General features: G+C 41.4%; 9 protein-coding genes and 4 pseudogenes. 6 read left to right on the top strand and 7 right to left on the bottom strand.

All coding sequences use genetic code 11. The features are described 5' to 3' along the window. Nucleotides 1-2017: 2017 nt before the first annotated feature. The 4 genes and pseudogenes from ACYRY3_RS42230 to ACYRY3_RS42215 all read right to left on the bottom strand — a co-directional run. Nucleotides 2018-2746, bottom strand: a complete 729-nt coding sequence (locus tag ACYRY3_RS42230; RefSeq protein WP_460207806.1) for a hypothetical protein — start codon at nt 2744-2746, stop codon at nt 2018-2020. A gap of 395 nt (nt 2747-3141) precedes the next feature. Further along, nucleotides 3142-3567: pseudogene (locus ACYRY3_RS42225) on the bottom strand (DNA gyrase subunit B); the annotation flags it as partial. A 6-nt stretch (nt 3568-3573) separates the two neighbouring features. Next, a pseudogene (locus tag ACYRY3_RS42220) lies at nt 3574-5232 on the bottom strand (LAGLIDADG family homing endonuclease); the annotation flags it as partial. Further along, a pseudogene (locus ACYRY3_RS42215) lies at nt 5221-6741 on the bottom strand (DNA gyrase subunit B); the annotation flags it as partial. The pseudogenes ACYRY3_RS42220 and ACYRY3_RS42215, both read right to left, overlap by 12 nt. Before the next feature lie 225 nt (nt 6742-6966). Between ACYRY3_RS42215 and miaA the strand changes: the two are divergent. Both miaA and ACYRY3_RS42205 read left to right on the top strand, forming a co-directional pair. Next, entirely contained in the window at nt 6967-7908 is a 942-nt protein-coding gene (gene miaA, locus ACYRY3_RS42210; protein ID WP_460207805.1) for a tRNA (adenosine(37)-N6)-dimethylallyltransferase MiaA, read from the top strand. 214 nt (nt 7909-8122) lie between these two features. After that, the gene (locus ACYRY3_RS42205) at nt 8123-8908 is read left to right on the top strand and encodes a GDSL-type esterase/lipase family protein (protein ID WP_460207804.1); all 786 of its coding nucleotides are present in this window, start codon (nt 8123-8125) and stop codon (nt 8906-8908) included. A 109-nt stretch (nt 8909-9017) separates the two neighbouring features. On the opposite strand, the pseudogene ACYRY3_RS42200 reads toward ACYRY3_RS42205, so the two are convergent. Next, nucleotides 9018-9191, bottom strand: a pseudogene (locus ACYRY3_RS42200) (Uma2 family endonuclease); the annotation flags it as partial. Nucleotides 9192-9341: 150 nt separating this feature from the next. Continuing rightward, nucleotides 9342-9707, bottom strand: a complete 366-nt coding sequence (locus tag ACYRY3_RS42195; RefSeq protein ID WP_460207803.1) for an endonuclease domain-containing protein — start codon at nt 9705-9707, stop codon at nt 9342-9344. 453 nt (nt 9708-10160) lie between these two features. Between ACYRY3_RS42195 and glcD the strand changes: the two genes are divergently transcribed. From glcD to ACYRY3_RS42175, 4 genes are all read left to right on the top strand, one after another. Continuing rightward, complete coding sequence (gene glcD, locus ACYRY3_RS42190; protein ID WP_460207802.1) at nt 10161-11639, top strand: glycolate oxidase subunit GlcD; 1479 nt, start codon at nt 10161-10163, stop codon at nt 11637-11639. A gap of 273 nt (nt 11640-11912) precedes the next feature. Next, nucleotides 11913-13166 carry a glycoside hydrolase family 10 protein gene (locus ACYRY3_RS42185; protein WP_460207817.1) on the top strand — a complete coding sequence of 418 codons (1254 nt, stop codon included), beginning with the start codon at nt 11913-11915 and terminating at the stop codon, nt 13164-13166. 4 nt (nt 13167-13170) lie between these two features. Then, nucleotides 13171-13734: a hypothetical protein gene (locus ACYRY3_RS42180; protein WP_460207801.1), complete on the top strand. Its 564-nt coding sequence runs from the start codon at nt 13171-13173 to the stop codon at nt 13732-13734. Between the two features lie 461 nt (nt 13735-14195). Next, a complete protein-coding gene (locus tag ACYRY3_RS42175) occupies nt 14196-16100 on the top strand; it encodes a sensor histidine kinase (protein ID WP_460207800.1) in 1905 nt (634 codons plus the stop codon). 88 nt (nt 16101-16188) lie between these two features. On the opposite strand, the gene infC is transcribed toward ACYRY3_RS42175, so the two are convergent. Continuing rightward, complete coding sequence (gene infC, locus ACYRY3_RS42170) at nt 16189-16656, bottom strand: translation initiation factor IF-3 (protein WP_460207816.1); 468 nt, start codon at nt 16654-16656, stop codon at nt 16189-16191. Nucleotides 16657-16814: the final 158 nt, after the last annotated feature.

The raw sequence follows: 16814 nt of genomic DNA, 5'->3' as shown, positions 1-16814 counted from the left end.
CATGCCGCGTTCCTCATGCTCCTTGCAGAATCAATGACTCAAGATTATGTTTACTGCTCTTTTCTTTAAAAAGAGCTATTAGCCAACAGAAAAGAGGGTTTTTGAAAAAGTTGCCACTCTATTTCTCAGAACTTTTGCGCCTTTGAAGTTGAATTTTTGCCCAGAGGCGACCATTCTCTTAAAGGACAGCTTCTTTTCGCAATCAATACTGCATATGTTGCCGTGCAACACTACAGCTGACTGACCTGTCTAAAAAAGACCCATCTTGATAAAAAAATTTACCATTCCATACAAACGAATATGACTGTTGGGGGATTCTTTTGTAAAGACTGTACCGATTGTAGCCTGTTTCACAGAAAATGCACTCTTTTTGTGGGGCAACCATGAATGTTATTAAAGTCAGGTAAAAGCTGTTCTAGCAAAAAGAAATTGAAAACGGTACCCGTAGCTTTGAATTTTCTTCAAGACTTTCTTGATTAAAAGTTCATAGGTGCACCTGCTTACATTTACTTCTAGGTATTATGTAAAACAATAATTACCTAGAGACAGCGCATCATACACTGACTCAAGCTAGAAAAATACTTACGTCCATTTTTACACTTCCTTCAATTAAGTTACCGTATGAATCTTGAACTTCGCTTAGACAGCGAAAACCCGATTATCCAAACCCCATTTAGGGCGGCTTTGCATTTTCTTCTAACAGGCATTCCATAGACACAATTTGTGTTATTGACAGTAGTGGTGCTCTTTAGAAGTGACTCAACCTTGTTCTGCTATCCATCTTAACTAGGGAGTTAAAGGTTTTGGCAGAATCATCTAAACGCTCATGGAGTTCAGACTTAAACCAATTGGTCTTTCTAACAGGTTAGCGCACTGCTGAAATTTCAACCCTTTGAATCTTGACAAACTCTTCCTATTGTATCCAACGATATTCTAATCAATTTAAAATGGATTTGACACTTGAGAATATCGATATTAACCGATCTTATGCTTCACTGCACAGGGTTAAATGCAAAATATACTCAAGTTTAAAATATGCCTCGGAGAAATGTATTTGACACGTTGGCTCTAAAGCTCATGGAAGCCTTGATTGAACAAGTCAGTACAACTCTACTGCGATGTCACTTTCTATGTTACAACTATTGCCCATCTCATTCACACAGCCATGCAAATTGAATCACACAGTACAAATTTTTGCTTTGCGCGATCGCTATCCATAAAGTTATGGACAAAATCTTTTGACAATCTACATACAGACAAATTATATCTTGTTACATTTAATACTTCTTAAGAACTATTATTGCAGTTCCGAACATAAATAAACAATTTTTATATAAGCTATTACAAAATTTAAACAATCTATTGGTCAAATCTTAAATACTTTACTGGCGAAGTTTTTCAACTACTCCCCTTCCGCTAGAAAATTAGGGACTTCCAGATAAAAAAGGTCAAGAGCGTTGTTCGCCTTCGCGGAGCGTGCGCTTTGCGCTCAGCGTCTCCGGCAGGAGATAGCAACTGCGGGGTTTCCAGAGAGCCACTCGTATAGATCGGGTGAGGACGCCTGAACCACAAGATGGATAACCCACAAGATGGATACTTTATTTCTCGAACATCCCTTGCCGATTTTTGTAAGTAGGGCTTTGTCAATTTGTATGCCATAGCCCTACCTACTGTTTTTAGGTAATTTCACAACGGGACAGGAGCTATTCTTGCTTGGTATCAACCAAAAAAGTACGGTTAACTCTACAGGTTAACCGTACTTTTTTTGAGTGGAATTTCACTGACTCCCTTTCGGCTCTAAAATTATCGATGTTTGTAGGTAAGGCTATGCCGCACAATAGCGAATGGTGAGCAATGCGGTGGACAGTGCCGACCCAACCCTTTCAAGGCGAACAAATGAACTACTAAAAGATGCGTCCAGACCCGCTTCCAAACTGGTTCAAAAATGAGGTACCTGGGCTATCGATGCTCTTCTGTAAGCACATTAAGAAAGATGTGAAAGGATAACCTATTTGCTTTAGTTGTCACAGTTGCGTAAGTCATCATCTTTACAACATTTATTTTTCCTGTATTCCTGTTTCTCAACTTTATAACCAACCGTTGTCTCAATATCATTTTTAATGGCATCTTGATACTTCTCTGGAACTTCCCGACTAGGGTTTTCACCACGGTTTTTGTAATAGCAACAATTAATTTTTCCAGAGATAAATCTAAGATCTAAGGTTTCATCTTTATTAGGATTCAGCTGTATAAAAAATCCTAGGTTTTTGTGAGAGTTCAAGGGTGGTAATTTCTTATCACTAATTCTCTCGTTAAATCTCCTTTGAACCTCTGAATGCCCTCCTTGTGCCTTAACAGTGCAAAAGTCACCCTTGTCCTGGTCTTTTTCTAAGAAAGCACCTTCGCTCGGTAATGCTATCCAGTCACCAGTTATGATATTGTACACTCCAGAAAAACCTGATTTTGGGTTGTATCTTGACAAGACTTTGTCAGCAGTCACCCTTGGATAAACACTTGTCAGAATATATTCTTCACTTATCCCAATAGAATCGTTGCATATTCGTAGATCCTTTGTTGGAGTACCAGTTGGATTTGTGGGAGATAACTTGGCTTCATCTGTGTCAGATCTAGCCAATATACTGCTAACCGTGTTAGACACTGTCTCTGCCTCGGCTGTGGGATTTATAGCGAGTAATGTGCTGATGAATACAAGTGTCGTGAGCACAAAAGAAAGTAGCTTTTTCATTTGCTTCTCCTGTAATACGTCCGTTATGACTGCCTTGTCGCATTGCGCTACAGCAATAACACTAATAATAACCATCTAAAATACGTTTAATCAAGGCACCTAGAGTACAAACCCACTGAAATCACAGAGTATCAAAAATCTAATCCCTAATTCCGCCAGCGCTGTCGGTTCACGCAAAACTTAAAATAACGGGTTCTTGCCCACGGATTTATCCGTTACAGAAAGTAAAATTTGTAACGAGACTTGTCTAACCTGTTGATAAAAAACCACTCTTTACAAAGACCGTAACTCCCAAAATAAAGTACGGTTAGCTATAGTAGCAAACCGTACAATACTAGAGCGTGGTTTCACTAAGTTCGCGAACAAATTTTACTTAGTCTGCCAACCCACACCCCCTAGATATCTAAATCCGTCAAATTCAGTTTAGAACCGTAGGTTTCAATGAATTCGCGTCGGGGTGCAACGCGATCGCCCATTAAGATTGTGAAAATGCGGTCTGCTTCAGCAGCATCCTCAATTTCCACTTGCTTGAGGGTGCGAGTTGTGGGGTCCATAGTCGTTTCCCAAAGCTGTTGGGGCATCATTTCACCCAACCCTTTAAAGCGCTGGATAGTATAGTTAGCGTTCTCAGGTAACGAACGGACGTACTGTTGCAAATCGCGATCGCTGTAAAGATACTGATGATTTTTTCCTCGCTCTACCTTATACAGTGGGGGACAGGCAATATAAACATAGCCCTGCTCGATTAATGCCCTCTGATACCGATAGAAAAAAGTCAACAACAGAGTACGGATATGAGCACCATCCACGTCAGCGTCGGTATTGTGACAACTTATACCACCTGTGCCACAGATAAAGTTTTCATCATCGTGGACTGAGAAGTCGTAAACATAGTCACCAACTAGTTCAACCTCCTCAGCACGAATCACCCGCAATCCCATCAAATCATCACTAATGTGTACGTAATCTTGAGACCTGCAAGTGGGACTTGCCAGAAGTTCCTCCAGCTTTTGGGCGTTTGCGTGTTGCTGCCAAATCTGACGGCATTTAGCAATCTGCTCTTTGCCGCAAATAGTGATGCTGTAGTAAGGATGCCTTGTGTGAGTAACCGCATCAGGATTTTGTGACGGCTGATGATAAGAGTTTGCAGCAATTATGCCAAGTTGCCCTAACAGGTATAACAGACCATCTTTAAGCTGAACGGAGTTTGTCGTAAACGATAGGTGTTTACCTACTGTTGTGCCATCACCAAGAAAATAACTTTCCAAGAAAGCCAGTTGCAGTTCTTCAGAGACACTAAATAAGATATCTGGCAGTTTCTTTTGGTGCGCTAGCTCAGCTAAACCCCATGCTCGCAGTAACCTAGCAGCAAAGACACTATGGAAGTAGAGCTTAATACCATCGCTATTTGGGTCATTATACTGGCGTGGTGTTTCCCCGAATACTGCCTCAATAGCAGCTTTTATTTGTGGGATGAGTCGCTCATCTTTCTTACCCAAATTCAGGCTAACTTGGTGCTGGCTTAATGTTCCTTCCGCTACGTACCAGCCCAAAAACCACATCAATTCACGGGTAATGGGCAAGTAACGTGCAAATGCTTTTTCACCATGTGCTTGGGGGACAATTTGTACATCATCACCTAGCTGTGCCACTTCGCTAGATGTAAATTCATCTAACGGTTTGTAGCAACTCACTTTACGCCAGGGGGCATTTTTGCTGGTGTCGTCTTGGGCAAGCCACTCATTCAATTTGGAAGGTAATTGCTCGTATACAATCGTATCGTTCGTATCGTTCCAGCCAACTGCATCTAGGTAACTGAGGAATTGGGACAAAATAGGTTTGTTGATACCGCGTTCCCACTGGCTAATAGTCATTGGCTGCTTGACCCCACAAGCACTTGCTACCTGCACCTGGCTTTTTCCTGCTTGTTGACGCGCTGCTACAAGACGCTGCCAATCATTTATATCGAGTGCGACTCGTGGTTCACTCAATAAGTCAGCCCGTTCTACTTTCGCCAAAACCCGTGAAGCTGCTATACGCCGCACATCTTCACCTTTCACGTACAGTCCTTTGGTTAATTCGGCACGATAGAAGGTTTCCAGCAAGTCAATGCGCGTAGGACAGCTTTGTGGGCGGGGTAAGCGGCGACTGGCAACTAGAAGATCGCCAGCCTTGACTTCGTTACCTTTCTTTAACTGTACTTGTCCGTTTTCATAAACGAAGACACTGTGGGACGATGTTACCTTAACCGAACGGTTGTAACGGGTTGTGAGTTTGTACATCGCTTCCTCATGACCGTGGCGAATCACAGCTTTGAGGGGTCGGAAACGGGTAGCATGAGTGACTTGGTCAAAGGAGATGACTTTGTATTGGTCAAAGGCACGACGTCCTTCTACACAATCGTCTATGAAACGACCAATGGAGACAAACTCTGTACGCCCGCTATTATCCATGACTAAGGTCGGTTCATCTCCAGCCACGCTCATAATGACTATGCGGTGGTAGCGCAGTTGGGTTGCATCGAATTCTTCACCTTTAACCCCCAAACCCAGTGCTGTAATCAAGGATTGAATTTCAGTGTTTTTGTAGATTTTGGAGTCGTCGGTTTTCTCGATGTTAAGGATTTTACCTCGCAGGGGAAGAATTGCTTGGAAGCGGCGATCGCGTCCTTGCTTGGCACTCCCGCCGGCTGAATCGCCTTCCACGATAAAGATTTCCGACTCTTTGGGGTCTCTGGAACTGCAATCCGCCAATTTTCCTGGTAATGGGGAGGACTCCAGTACGGATTTGCGGCGCACAAGTTCCCGTGCATGGCGGGCTGCTTCTGCGGCTTTGAAGGCTTGGATAGCTTTGTCTAAAACAGAATCGGCGACACCGGGGTGAAATTCTAGGTACTCGGTGAGAACTTCTCCTACCAAAGAATCGACAATTCCTCGCACTTCGGTATTGCCTAATTTGGTTTTGGTTTGTCCTTCAAATTCTGGGTCTGGGACTTTAACGGAAATCACCCCAGTCAGACCTTCCCGGACGTGTTCGCCACTGAGATTTGGCTCGTTTTCTTTAATTTTGTTACGTTTGCGGGCGATCGCATTTAAGGTGCGAGTCAAGACGGTCTTCAACCCTTCTAAGTGAGTCCCACCGTCCACCGTGCGAATATTATTAGCAAAACCCAGTACATTGTCCGTGTAAGCATCAACGCACCACTGTAGGGCGACTTCTATTTGAACGTTATTGCGTTCACCTTGCACGTAAATAATTTCCTCATGCAGGGGCTGCTTTTCCCTGTTCATGTAGGTAATATATTCTCGAATCCCGCCTTTGTATTCGTAAGTTTCTACCTTAGGTCGATCGCTTTTTAGTAGCTCCAGACGCTTATCAGTAAATGTAATTTTGACGCCAGCATTCAAATACGCTAGCTCTCTCAGGCGGCTTGCTAATGTGGTATAGTCAAACTCCGTACTAGTAGTAAAGATTTGGGGATCGGGTTTAAAGTTGACCGCAGTTCCAGTACGATTATCTTTATGTGGCTTTGCACTGAGTTCATTTACGGGAACACCCCGTTCGTAGCGCTGGGTATGCACCTTTTTATCTCGCCAAACTGTCACTTCTACCCACTCAGACAGGGCATTTACTACGGAAACACCAACTCCGTGCAATCCTCCTGAAACTTTGTAGCCTCCGCTGCCAAATTTACCCCCAGCATGCAATACTGTTAAAACAGTTTCCAATGCTGATTTTCCTGTTTGAGGGTGAATATCGGTGGGAATACCCCGACCATCATCTACAACGGTAACTGAACCATCGGCGTTAATATCCACCTCCACATTGGTGCAGTAACCCGCCAAAGCCTCATCTATCGAGTTGTCCACCACTTCGTATACCAAATGGTGGAGTCCTCGCGGACCAGTGGAACCTATGTACATCCCCGGTCGTTTGCGGACGGCTTCCAGACCTTCCAGAACTTGAATCTGAGCGGCACTGTAACTGCTCGTCATGAAAATTCTCCTGATTAGTGGGGGTGAAAAACTCGCCCAAAGGCGAAAAATTCAAAAACACTCCAAAATTGTAGCACAAAAGCCTTGCTGGCGACTTTAGGGCAATTTGAAGAGAAATTTAAGATGGGGATGTACCCTCTTCATCATTCGGATTTTGTCCAAAGTTCAATTGTCATGAGTCATTTGTGATAATGCTAATGACTCATGACTAATGACTAATGACTGATGACCAAATTAATTGTGATTTGTGGGGCAACGGCGACAGGTAAATCAGGATTGGCATTGGCTTTGGCTTTGCGGCTTGATACTGTTATCCTCAGTGCAGATTCCCGTCAAGTATACAGGGAGTTTAATATTGGTACAGCTAAACCCACACCAGATGAACAAAAGTTAGCCACTCACTACCTAATAGATATCTGCAACGCCACCAACACCATGACAGTTGCAGACTATCAAGAGCAAGCACAAGCTCTTATTATCAGACACCCGCACACCAGAGATAAAGATCCATCCTCCCTCAGACACTCCCTCCCTCCCTCCCCCCTCTTAGTTGGAGGTACGGGGCTATACATTAAATCAATAACGCGGGGAATGAAAATTCCGAGAGTAGCACCCCATCCAGAACTGCGATCGCAATTGGAATCTTTTGGTCAGACGCAATTGTACGCCATGTTGCAACAAGTTGACTCGATTGCGGCACAAAAAATTCATCCTAACGATCCCGTCCGCACTTTAAGAGCATTAGAGGTATACTATGTAACTGGTCGTCCGATTTCCGAACAGCAAGGGGAAAACCCGCCGAATTATCCCATTCTGCAAATTGGTTTAGATTGTGATTCCACGCACCTCACCAACCGTATCGCACAGCGTACCGAGAAAATGATTGCTGATGGTTTAGTGGCTGAGGTACAGTCTCTGTGTCAGAAATACGGTACTGATTTACCTTTACTCAACACCTTAGGATATCAGGAAATTAAACAATATTTAGCTGGAGAAATTTCCTTAGAGAAAGCTAAAGAACTTACAGTTTTGCATACGCGGCAATTTGCTAAACGTCAACGTACCTGGTTTAAAGCATATCCTCAAATTGAATGGTTTGATGCAGAGAGCCCCCACTTACTAGATAATGTTTGGCAGCGCATACAAGAGTTCCTGTCCACGACATAATTTTTCATAAAAACATGGTATTAAGTAAATCAGCGTAAATAAACACAACTAGGAGTTAGGGCTGTTAGTCGTTACTGGGCTTTAAGGTTTTAATAGAAGTATACATAGTTAGGTTTTACTGTGCGACTTATTTAGTCTTGGATAAAATTATGAGAATTTAGCTTATTTTGATTGCCAATCCTCTTAGTATCGTTACTTGCTATTTATTGAAAAAGTGAATAAAGGAAAAACTAATTTAGGTACAAAAAAGCTTTTGCTCATGAACAATAAAATTCTGGCAATACTGTTAATCTCTTTGCTCTTTAATCTTTTATTTTTATTGCTTGGTACTCTATTTATATCTCGCAGAGGTGGATTTTTATATTTATTCAAAAAAATCTTTATTAAAGATTCTACAATCATCGAATATGACCCCTACTATTTACATAGAAAAACACAGTTTGAAATTTTACCCAAATCTAACTCAGCAATTATTTTTCTAGGAGATAGTTTAACGAATGAGGGTGAATGGGCAGAAATACTAGAAAATTCTAATATCAACAATCGTGGTATTAGTGCTGACACGACTGATTTGGTATTAAAGCGTCTAGACGCAATAATAGAATTGCATCCAAAGAAAATTTTTTTAATGATAGGGATTAATGACTTAATCACCGAACGTAAATCAGTAGAACAAACATTAGCTGGACATAAAAAGATTTTGAGTGAGTTTCAGAAGAAAATACCAGCTACACAAGTCTTTATCCAAAGCGTTTTGCCCGTTAATAATCAAATTACGCGCTACTGGCAGGACAATCAGAATGCGATCGAATTGAATTCTAAGTTACAAGAGCTAGCAAAAGAATTTTCCTATCAATACATAGATGTGTTTTCCTATTTAGCAGATTCAGAAAATCAATTGGATGCTAATTATACTTCTGATGGTCTTCATTTAAATGGTCAAGGATATCTTAAGTGGAAGAAGGCTGTTGAAAAATACGTCAATGACCAAGAATTGTAAAATCACTCGGTACAAATCCAGTTAAAGACGTGAAGAGCGTCATTTGTCAAAAGTCATTCGTTATTTGTTTTACTTAAAAGACAAAGGACAAAGGACAAAGGACTAATGACTACAAGATATCTGGATCGATACCCATAACCCGTAGTCTTTCTGCCAGTTGTTGAGCGCGTTTTTCGGATTGGGAAGCCCTTTGTTCAGCTTGAGAAGCACGTTCATCTCCGGTTAGCACAACATTACCATCGCGATCGCACCAACGCAACCAGATATCTTGCCTGCCTTCAAATAAGTGACAGTTTTACCCCTCCCTAACCCTCTCCTTATAAAGTCCGGGAAGGACTTGCTATCTTCCCCCCTTGATAAGGGGGGATAAAGGGGGGTAAATCCAACTTGTGTGTACACTGCAGCTTTATCAGGGGAGACTACAGGGAGGTAATTATCTTAACTCTCGTATTTTTTCGGCAATAGTTTCTAAAACCCCAGTCAAATTCATATAGACATCATTATTGGTAAATCTAATAAATTTAATTCCTGCTGATTCAATAAAAGCCTGTCTTTCCCGATCGTATTCAACAGCGCCATCTTGAAAATGACTATCACCATCAATTTCTACAGCTAGCTTCAATTCAGAACTATAAAAATCTATGACAAACTGGGCTACACTGTATTGTCTGCGAAACTTACACCCCTCAAGCTGCCTGCCTTTGAGTTTTTCCCAAAGTATCTTTTCAGCTTTTGTTGTATTTTGCCGCAAATATTTCCGTTTTTCTTTCTCAGATGTTTTGTTGTAGAGTATCGTCATACTAAAAAAGATAGTTATAAGTATCTCAGTATGTTTTGTTACAAGTATAATCTTTCGTAAATAGCTTTGGCACCACCCAACCCCCCTTATCAAGCTACCGTGGTGGTGTACAAGTTAGATGTACCCCCCTTTATCCCTCCTTATCAAGGGGGGAAGCAAAAAATCTCATTACCGGACCTTGATAAGGTTCGGGCTAGGGAGGGATAAAACTGTTTCAAACTGATGCGTACACACAAGTTGGATGTACCCCCCTTTATCCCCCCTTATCAAGGGGGGAAGCAAAAAATCTCATTACCGGGCCTTGATAAGGTTCGGGCTAGGGAGGGATAAAACTGTTTCAAACTGATGCGTACCACAAGTTGGATGTACCCCCCTTTATCCCCCCTTATCAAGGGGGGAAGCAAAAAATCTCATTCCCTCCCTTCCAATTTACATAACCCAAAAAAACCCCCTATGCTTACCCAAGACAAAGAACAACGCAACTGGAAACCGATTATCAAGCAATTTGAAGCTGTATTGGGCAAGAATGGCGTCGTGCAACGCCGTGAAGAACTGATTACCTATGAATGTGATGGACTGACCAGCTACCGTCAGCGCCCTGCTTTGGTGGTGCTACCAAGAACGACAGAACAAGTGGCAGAGGTGGTGAAGATATGCGATCGCAATTCTATCCCTTTTATTGCACGAGGTTCTGGAACTGGTTTATCTGGTGGAGCACTGCCTGTAGAAAATTGCGTTTTAATTGTTACCTCCTTAATGCGGCAAATCCTTAACATTGATTTAGAAAACCAGCGAGTTGTCGTGCAACCGGGAGTCATTAACAACTGGGTAACCCAAGCCGTCAGTGGTGCTGGATTTTACTATGCCCCAGATCCTTCCAGCCAAATCATTTGTTCCATTGGTGGAAACGTCGCAGAAAACTCTGGTGGAGTCCATTGTTTGAAGTACGGTGTTACCACCAACCACGTTTTAGGATTAAAAATAGTAACTCCCGACGGTTCAATTGTGGATTTGGGAGGACAAATACCGGAAATGCCCGGTTATGACTTGACAGGGATATTTGTTGGTTCCGAGGGAACTTTAGGCATTGCGACTGAAATTACTCTACGGATTCTCAAAAGTGCAGAATCGATTTGCGTGCTTCTAGCAGATTTCACCAGCATTGAAGCAGCTGGGGCAAGTGTTTCCGATATCATCAGTGCCGGGATTATTCCTGGTGGGATGGAAATCATGGATAATCTGAGCATTAATGCTGTTGAAGATGTAGTTTGCACAAACTGTTACCCTCGTGATGCGACTGCTATTTTGATAGTTGAAATTGACGGTTTAGCTGTAGAAGTTGCAGAGAATCAACAACGTATTGCTGACATTTGTAAAGAAAATGGTGCGCGGAATATCACAATAGCAACTGACCCAGAACAACGCCTGAGACTGTGGAAAGGACGCAAAGCAGCTTTTGCAGCAGCAGGACACTTAAGCCCGGATTATTATGTACAAGATGGTGTGATTCCGCGCACTCAATTACCTTATGTACTTGGAGAAATTGAAGCATTAAGCCAAAAACATGGTTATCGCATTGCTAACGTTTTTCATGCAGGTGATGGTAATCTTCACCCATTAATTCTGTTTGATAATTCCATTCCTGGTGAACTAGAGAAAGTAGAAGAAGTTGGAGGAGAAATTCTCAAACTTTGTGTCAAAGTTGGTGGCAGTATTTCTGGAGAACACGGTATTGGTGCTGAAAAGAGGTGCTATATGCCGGAAATGTTCACTGAAGTTGATTTAGAAACCATGCAATGGGTAAGGCAGGTTTTTAATCCCAAAGGTTTGGCAAATCCAGGCAAGATTTTTCCCACACCACGCACGTGTGGGGAAGCCGCAAAAGCTATGGGCGAGATTGCCAAAAACTTTGAGGAAATAGAAAGGTTTTAGCAACGGTGTCAAGGTTGGTTCTCAGACAGGCATAACTCACGTAACGGATAGGTTTTTTGTGGGAAACAAAAATCACTTATCCGCTACATCTGCTACAAATTTTACTGCCACATCTGTTATAAAATGTGCTGTCATTGTCAATTTTAAGAAAACTCCTAAAAGATTTGTAAAGAACTGCACAAGCCTATTGCAAAAGTCGTTTTTTCAGCTAAAACCTTAGAAATAGACACTAGGAGGACAGCAACAGATTTTTTGATTGCGGTAAAATTTCCCATGTATCGGTTTATTCGCCACAGATTTATTTATTTCATTTGTCTGGGTTTCGCCCTCAGCACGCTGTTATTCTCTTTGCCTTTTACCTCTGTTTCTTCTCAAAATGTAAACTCTCCAAGCCCAGGAGAAATTCGAGGTGTTTGGTTAACTAATGTAGGTAGCGGTGTATTATTTGTTCCTTGGGGTATTAACCGTGCTTTAAGCCAACTTTCAGCACTCAAGTTTAATACAGTTTATCCTGTCGTCTGGAACCGGGGACACACTTTTTATAAAAGCGCTCTTCTAAAACAAGAAATTGGTTTAGATACTCAACCTTTACTGAAATTGACACATAGCGGTGGAGATGCTTTGGCAACAATCGTTAAACTTGGTTCTCAAAAAAAATTACGTGTTATTCCCTGGTTTGAATACGGGTTAATGTTACCAGCTAATTCAGCATTAGCAAGATATCATCCAGATTGGCTGACAACAGAAATTTCAGGTGTCCCATTCATAGAAGACACTCTCCCTGAAGCAGGAACGGGTAAAGTCAAATTATCTGCTTGGCAACAGTTCATCAGTCTACATACAGTCAAAAAACTAGTTTGGCTAAATCCTCTTCATCCCAAAGTCAAAGAATTTATCAAAGGATTAATTTTGGAAGTTGTTACTAATTATGATGTCGATGGAATTCAACTGGATGACCACTTTGGTATGCCCGTTAATTTAGGCTACGATTCCTTCAGCATTAAACTTTATCAGCAAGAACATGAAGGGCAAAAACCGCCACTTGACCCTTTTGACCCAGAATGGATGCGCTGGCGATCTGATAAAATAACTATTTTCATGCAAGAAATTGTTGAATCTGTCAAAGCAGTTAAACCCAGTATTCAAATCTCATTGTCTCCTAACTCACAAAGATTCGCGTATAAATACTATTTGCAAGATTGGGAAAGCTGGGTAAATAACAATTTGATAGACGAGTTAGTTTTGCAAGTATATCGCCATAACCAAAATAGTTTTCTTGCTGAACTAGCAGAACCTGCTGTACAAAATACCCGTCGCAAAATTCCAGTCAGTGTGGGAATAATAACTGGAACTTGGGGTAATCCGGTTAATATTCGACAAATTAGAGAACAGGTGAAGGTGGTGAAAGAGCAAAACTTTAATGGCGTCTCATTTTTTTACTGGGAAACCTTGTGGAGTTATATGACTCCCGAATCTCCGCAACAGCGTCGAAAAGCTTTTCTAGAAATGTTTCCCGTTCCCTCTTAACTCTATGACACAATCAGTAAAATTTACATTCCAGTGGGTTATAGCCACTTTTGGTGCTTTTCTATTAAGTTTATTATTTGTTGAAATTGGTGAAAAATCAGATATCAATGCCGTGCAGGGGGCAGTGGGTGGAGTTGTCATTGCATTGCCTCAAGCTTTCGTTCTTAGAGGACGAATAAATCCCTGGTTGTGGGTGTGGACAAGTCTTGCAGGTTGGGTTTTTATTACCACTGCAGGCATTGGTGCAGTTGGTTGGATGGTATTTACTACCCAAGTTCTTGCTCTTAGAGTTGCCTATGGGGTTCTTCTGGGAGCAACTGCTGGATTCAGTATAGGTTTGGCTCATTGGTTTGCTATCCAAGAGCACAGCCCTTTAGCACACAATTGGATTTTCATCAGTTCGGTTAGTTGGGCGTTGGGTGTGGCAATTGGTTCTCTTATAGGTGGTTTGCTATACAAGCTTACACAGTTATTTTTAGGCGAAGTGGTTGGTTTAGCAGTGACTTGGTTTGTGGTAGCAATCGTCACGGGAGTCAGTGGTAGCAAAATCTTCAACCAAACGCACTAAAAAAGGATGAAGGATGAAGGATGAAGGATAAAAACTAGGTTGATAGATGGATACTTGCCATTGACTTGATTGATGATTCTTATTTTATACTTCATACTTGATACTTCACTCTTTTTTAAATTTTTTAGGAAAATATTAAGGTTTGTAAAATTTATGAGCAACACATCTTTTGCATACTTCAAGTGTATGCAAAAATTTAAATATTCAAAAAACACAAAATATGAATTTTAAACTAAACCTGTGTGAACACCTAAATGTGTTTTGGTCTTCCTTTGTTGGGAAGATTTAGTTTTTTGCAACTCAAGTTAGCCTTGTTTTTTATACAAGATAGGATAGATATTAAGTATCGATCCGCAAGGGCTGAAAATGCTTTGCTATTGGCGCTAGGGAGCGTTTTCTACCAGTATACCTACACTAGAGAGCGCCTAGTAGTGTCAGAAACACAAAGTAGGATGTCTCCCATGAGTACCAATCCATTGGAATCAACAGCAAAGTTAACACAACGCTCGTCAAAAATGCTTCGAGGAACAAATTTAGAAAAAAACCGTAGCGAACCGTTTATACCAAAAATTTGCGATTCTGTACTGCCATATCAAACTGAGCGGGAGTACTTGCTAGGAGCGATCGCTCAACGTCTTCAAGAATCTCAAGATTTAGATACGATACTTAATGAAACAGCACTCGAACTGCGGGAGTTCTTGGAATGCGATCGCGTGCTGATTTACTGCTTTCAACCGGATGGGAGTGGGTTCATCACTGCGGAATCAACTGTGACTCCTGGTATTTCACTTCTGGGAACAACGATCGAGGATTCCTATTTTACAGAAAAACATATAGAACACTACAGACGAGGTTGTATTCAAGTTATAGAAGACATATATGCAGCCGGATTAACTCCATGTTATGTCGATTTACTCAAGTCCATACAAGTGAGAGCAAATTTAGTGGTTCCCGTATTACTGAAGCAGGATTTATGGGGACTGCTAATTGCTCAGCAATGCTATAACCCACGTCAATGGAACCAAACTGATATTGGCTTAGTCAAGCAACTTGCAGTACAATTAGCACTTGCCGTTCAACAAGCACAATTGCATCAGCAAGTAGAACACTTAAAAGTTCAGCTGGAATTGCAAATGGAACAACAGACAGCCGAACTGCATTACTGTATTAACTTTGAAGCGATTTTTCGACGCATTACCGAACAAATCCGTGACAATCTCAATGAAACTCAGGCATTGCAAACAGCAGCAAAAGAATTAACACGGGTTTTGCAAGCTGACACTTGTCAAATTGAACTTTACAGCACCTGCCAAACAATGGCAACTATTGCCTGTGAGTATACCCTGTTATCTAATTTACATCAAGGAATGACAAAACGGATTGCAGACTTTCCAGAAATTTATCAGCCCCTTTTGCAAAAGCAACCCCTGCAATCTGTAGAAATTCTTTCTGAATGGAATCCAAAAGTGAGGTTTGGAACACAACTTGCTTGTCCAATGTTTGATGCTGAAGGGCTCATTGGAAATATTTGGGTTAAAAGAATAACACAAGAGCCATTTGATAAATTTGAACAGCAACTCGTACAGCAAGTAGCAAATGAATGCGCTATTGCCATTCGACGGGCTAGATTGCATAAAATAGCACAGATGCAGATTCAAGAATTAGAAAAACTAGAACATTTAAAACACGAATTTCTCAGGACACTTTCTCATGAGTTGAAAACCCCAATAACCAGTATTAACCTCGCGGCTCAAACTTTAGAAAATGTTCTCAAGCAAGAAGGATTACTTGAGTTAGAAATAGTACCTCAACTGTTAAATATTATTCATAAGGAATGCCGGAGAGAAGGAAAATTAATTAACGATTTGCTGTCGCTCACGTACCTTAACGCGGACACTGAACCTCTGACATTAATCGTTATTGATATGCAAACTTGGATTCCCTCAATTGTAGAGTCTTTTCAAGAACTTGCAAGCTGTCATAAACAGAAGTTAAAACTGAACATTGCCCGTGGACTCCCTTTATTAGAAACAGATATTACCGATTTAGAACGTATTCTAACCGAACTGTTAAATAATGCCTGTAAATTCACTCCTGCAGGCGGAACGATCGCGGTTTCTGTTTCTAAGACTGCAGATATGGTAGTTCTTAGTGTTAGCAATTCCGGAGTGGAAATTCCTACCTCGGAACTATCACGAATTTTTGACCCCTTCTACCGCATTCCCAACAATGACCCTTGGAAATATGGTGGAACAGGGCTGGGACTTGCCTTAGTGCAAAAATTAGTGAAGCACTTAGGAGCTTCAATTGATGTAGAAAGTGCATCACAAAAAACTACTTTTACATTGAAGTTTCCACATCTATAGAATAGTACATTTAACTCCAGATAAAGCAAAACCCCGCATTTGGCAGGGCTTAAGTTTATCGTTGCTTTAACTTTGAATAAAAAGATGCTCAGGCAGGAATAAGTTGAACGATTAGCGATCGCTTATCAAGAGACTGAACCTTACCCGCTGAACCAATATCGGTTACAATCCTGTCTAGCAGTTCTCCTGCATTAGCGCGATATTGATTTTCCCGACCTCGTAAACGAACGACAAACTTTACTGAATCGCCTTTACTCAACCATTGAACGGCTTGATCGATACGCAATTTGTAGTCAGCCATGCCCACATTTGGGCGGAAGCGAACTTCTTTGACTGTAGGTCTAGCACTCTGGGTTTGACGCTTTTTCTTTTGATACTGAAGCTTGCCATAGTTGAGAATCTTCGCTACTGGAGCGTCTTTGCTTTCAGAGACGATAACTAAGTCAAGCTCTAAACTCTCAGCTAGCTCTAGAGCTTCACGGGTATCCATCAAGCCCCGGTTATTATTCTCATGATCTATTAAGAACACCTGAGGCGACTTGATTTGGGAGTTGATGAGTTGTTTTTGGACTACGATAATGATTTCCTCTTAGAAAGAATACAGCTTTGCTTAGGATAAACAAGCCTATATAAAATTATAGCAATTTGTAATTCAGTAAGATAACGATCGCCTAAGTAGGGGCGAACGGTTGTTCGCCCAAACGGTTGTTCGCC

The sequence above is a fragment of the Scytonema sp. NUACC21 genome, from assembly GCF_054684315.1.
Note: the sequence above shows the minus strand (reverse complement) of the source record. Positions and strands in the feature narration are given on the sequence as shown.

Excerpts from the sequence above, each read along its gene's own strand:
- ACYRY3_RS42180 (WP_460207801.1), top strand. The coding sequence starts at position 13,171 with ATGACACAATCAGTAAAATTTACATTCCAGTGGGTTATAGCCACTTTT.
- ACYRY3_RS42230 (WP_460207806.1), bottom strand. The coding sequence starts at position 2,746 with ATGAAAAAGCTACTTTCTTTTGTGCTCACGACACTTGTATTCATCAGC.
- miaA (WP_460207805.1), top strand. The coding sequence starts at position 6,967 with ATGACCAAATTAATTGTGATTTGTGGGGCAACGGCGACAGGTAAATCA.
- ACYRY3_RS42175 (WP_460207800.1), top strand. The coding sequence starts at position 14,196 with ATGAGTACCAATCCATTGGAATCAACAGCAAAGTTAACACAACGCTCG.
- ACYRY3_RS42195 (WP_460207803.1), bottom strand. The coding sequence starts at position 9,707 with ATGACGATACTCTACAACAAAACATCTGAGAAAGAAAAACGGAAATAT.
- ACYRY3_RS42185 (WP_460207817.1), top strand. The coding sequence starts at position 11,913 with ATGTATCGGTTTATTCGCCACAGATTTATTTATTTCATTTGTCTGGGT.
- glcD (WP_460207802.1), top strand. The coding sequence starts at position 10,161 with ATGCTTACCCAAGACAAAGAACAACGCAACTGGAAACCGATTATCAAG.